The following is a 3,946-nucleotide window of genomic DNA, read 5'->3' as shown; positions in this document are numbered from 1 at the left end:
CGCACGATCAGGGGGCGGCCGTCCACGTCCAGATCGATCTTGCCCGGCGGCACCTGGTCGTCGAAGACGAAGCGGCCATCACTGCCGCTGAGCGTACTCAGAGGCGTGCGTGAGATGGTCAGACGCACGCCCTGCAACGGCTTGCCCGAGTGATCCAGCACCACACCGGAAAATCCGGTGGGACCGTTTGTGCGTTCCAGCACCAGCAGGTTGAACACCGCATTGCTGATCGGCGTGTCGGCGTCGAGCTGCACATGGGCACGGACGCGCACGTTGCCGGGCGTGTTGCCGGTGGTCGGACGCACGCTGGCCAGACCATTCTTGTCGGCCGGTACGGTGATGACCTTGCCATCGGCCGACACCACGCCGTTGGCGGCGGAGGCAGCGCTGAACACTGCGTCGCCGTCTTCGATGGTGAAGATCACCGGCGTCCCGGTCATCGCGTTGCGCTGCGCGTCCAGCACCACGGCGGTCAGCGGTTCGACCGGCTGGCTCTGCGTCTGCACGTATTGACTGCCTGCTGCGCCGCTGACCATCACCACCGCCGGCACCTGGCGCAGGCCGGTGGCGGTGAACATCACGTCCTCGGCCAGCTCGGTGCTCCAGGCTCTGATCATGTTGCCCGACTGGGAAGCCTCGCTGCCCGGGGTGAGCCAGACTTCGGCGCGACCGTCCGCACCGGTCTCGACCAGGAGGTTGCGCGCTGCGTTCACGCCGTCGGGACGGTCCTGCTGTCCGGCGCTGCGGCTGATCGAACCGGCGCCGCGCAAAACATCAAAATGTATTGAATGCCCGGCCAACGGGAGCCCCTGGTCGTCGATCGCCGCGACCACCAAAGGCTGCGGGAGAGGCGCGAGCACGGCGCCGGTCTGGCGGTCGCCGCCGAGCAACGTGACGCGCGAAGAGCCAGCGGCGATGCGGGTGACGCGCAGCTCCCTGCTGCGGGCGTTGCCCTGGGCGTCGGACGCCGTCACCGTGATCGTGTTGGCGCCGATTTCCAGCGGCAACTCGCGTCCCAGGTAGTAGCGGTCGGTGACGAGGGCGGTCACGCTCTGCTGGTTGGCAGCGTTGCGCACGACCACCTGCGGTTCCGGCGCGTTGACGCCGCCTTCGACCGCGTCGTTGACCACGCCGCGCACGTCAACGGTCGCCGCCGAGGTCACGCCGTCCGCGACGGGGCCCTCCACGCTCAGCAGTGGGGCCGTCTGGTCCAGATACACCGTGATCTGGGCCGTGCCGCTGCGACCGGACGCGTCGGTTGCTGTCGCGCTGATCAGGTTCGTGCCTTCGTGAAGCAGGAAGCGTTCGAAGGTGAAGCGGCGGCGGTCCGCATCGAGCTGCGCCTGCTGCTGGTTGATGCTGACGCTGACCACAGGCTTGCTGACCTGGCCTGTGATCGCCACCGGTCGTTCCACCGAGCCCGCCAGATCGCGCGAACCGCCGGGTACCGGTCCGCTGCCGCCGGCCAGCGCCCCCAGGGTCTGCCAGTCCGATGGACTCGCGATGGTCACGGTCGGCGGACCGTCGTAGTTCAGACGGCCGGTCGCCTGCAGGATTTCGCCGTCGGCGAACACCGCCCGGGCGTTGATGTCGTTATCGCCGGGCGCCAGCAGCAGCGGCGCGGCGTAGGTGACTTCCTCCTCCTTCACCATCTGCACCGTCGCGACCACACCGTTTACGCTGACTTCGTCGGCGTACCCGCGGCTGGAGGCGACGCGGAGCCTCACCTCGGTTTCCGGCACAAGAAGAACCGTACCGGCCGACGGATCGGTGATCGACAGTTGCTGCCGATGAGCAATGCTGAACTCACCCACTGCCGTAGCGATTTCGCCGAGAAGATTGCGAACGTCCACACGCAGGTGATGCGTGCCGGGCGCCAGCGGCACGGCCGGGGTGAAGCTCAGCCTGCCCTCACGGGAACTTTGCGAAACAACCTCGACGCCTTCCACCACGTCCTCGTGGTCCAGCACCAGCCGTACCGAAGAGAAATCGAGGTTTTGCCGCGCGTCGCGGAACGTCGCGGTGATCGTCGGGGTACTGGCGTAAGGCAGGATCGTATCGACCGGCGCCAGATCCAGAATCTGCGGTGGGTCCGTCACGGTAAAGCGCCAACTCGCGCTGACCGAATTGCCGCTGCGATCCTGCACCAGCAACCGCACACGATGTTCGCCGTCGGCGTGGGGCTGGGTCGGTTGAAGGCTGACGCTGTCGGCACCGACCGTCGCCTCGGCCGTCACGTCGCGGCCGTCCAGCTCCAGCCGCACCGTGGCCGGGTCGACGCCGGAACCGACATCGCTGAGCCGCGCGCCGATGCGGGACGCGACCCCGGAGGGTAGCAACGCTTCGTCGGACGGGTTGAGCTCGCTTATCTGCGGTGCCGAAGCCGTACGAAACGACCAGTTCGCAGCGGCGGTGCCGACGCGCACGCTGATCGAATGGGCGCCTTCGATCATGGCTTGCGACGGCACGTAGCGAATCGTCCGACCGACGATGTCGGCCGCGGCGGTGACGTCCGCACCGTCGACGAGCATACGGACCTGCGGCGACGGCAAGCCATCGTTTGAGAAACGGATGCTGATGGTCGGTATCGCTTCAGCAGCGAGCACGCTGCCGTCGGGCGGCGTGGCGCTGGAAAGATCGAACGGGGACGGCGGAGGCGCTTCAAACGAGGAAGCGAAGATGAAATCCTCCGGATCAACCGACTCCGACCCTGTGGATTTGGTTCCGGCCGCCGTCCCTGCTCCCGACGCAAGCGCCAACAGCAAAAACAACGAGGCTATGCAGCGCGCAGGGAATGGACGTACTTGGGGACGATTCATGAATAGGCATCCGTCGATCGGACGATTTCCCAACTGCGGGCTTCCGCGGAGCAGGAGCCCAGGGCACCGCGAGGCAAAAAGGGAGCCGGCGATCATGGCTTGCGGCTGCTCAGCACGAGTTCCGCCACCTTGCGCCCCAGCACCAGGCCGTCCTCGTTGTCGTGGCGGAAATGGATGCCACCGTAGAGGCGCGAGGTCGCCGCTTCCTCGGCCATGGCATCGAGCTTCTGCGCTTGATCGGGGAAGTAGTCGCCGATGACGCGTGCCGCCGCGCCGCTGAAGCCGGCGTGGCCCGATACGTACGAGGGAAACGGCGGCGTCAGTATCGGCGGCTGCAAGGTGACGTTGAGCAGCTTCTTCGCTGCGGTGATCGGCCGCATGGTCCAGTACCGGTATTTGGTGTCCCACACCGCGATGAAGGTGTCGGCCAGGGCGACGTTGAGTTCCATGAACAACCGCGTCGTGGTGGCGTCGTCGAGCTTGGCCCGCAGCACTTCTTCGATCGCGATCTGGTTCCAGTGCCCCGGCGGCGTCACGCTGCCGTGGCCGTCAACCCAGAATTTTGCGATGCGCAGCTGGTCCGGCGTCAGGTTGCGGTTGATCTCGACGACCTCGCGCGTGTCGGCGAGCAGCTTCGCCGACCAGTACGCCGGCGGCTTGGGCCGGAACTGATCGGCGCGCTCCAGAATCCACGGTTTCCACAACGGCGCAAAAGGCTCGTCCGGTGGGTAGTAGAAATACGGCGGCGTCGGCTCCCAGCTGCCGGGGCCATAGTAACGCCCCTCACCGAACCACTGCAGGCGTGCGCCGCTCCAGCCGCGCTGGGCTCCGTCGCTTTCACCGCGAGCGATGACCCGCCGCCCGACCGTCTGACCCAGCGCCAGCGCCTGTTTTGCGGCCTCCGGCAGCTGGTCGCGCGGGGACTGGCTCAGGCGCGCAGCGACGGCGAAGGCGATCCGGTCGAAGGCGCGCTCCTCGGCCGGGAACAGATAGGCCAACACCTGGGCCGCCGCCATGGAAACGACCAGACGGGGCTCCAGCGACTGCGCCTGGGCCAGTTGGTAAGCGTCGTACATGGCCACGTGGACCAGAGCCAGACCACGGGCGCCGCGCGTCGGCATGGCCTT

At 67.2% G+C, this 3,946-nt stretch carries 2 protein-coding genes; both read right to left on the bottom strand.

The window, feature by feature from the left end:
• A partial coding sequence (locus tag DFR29_RS28685) for a hypothetical protein (protein ID WP_208113772.1) occupies window positions 1-2,915 on the bottom strand: 2,915 nt, incomplete at its 3' end.
• A partial coding sequence (locus DFR29_RS28680; RefSeq protein ID WP_133822064.1) for a vanadium-dependent haloperoxidase occupies window positions 2,912-3,946 on the bottom strand: 1,035 nt, incomplete at its 5' end. The genes DFR29_RS28685 and DFR29_RS28680, both read right to left, overlap by 4 nt.

Source organism: Tahibacter aquaticus (genome assembly GCF_004363655.1).
Taxonomy (GTDB): Bacteria; Pseudomonadota; Gammaproteobacteria; order Xanthomonadales; family Rhodanobacteraceae; genus Tahibacter; species Tahibacter aquaticus.
The sequence above is the reverse complement of the archived record's forward strand: the minus strand, read 5'-3'. Positions and strand labels throughout refer to the sequence as shown.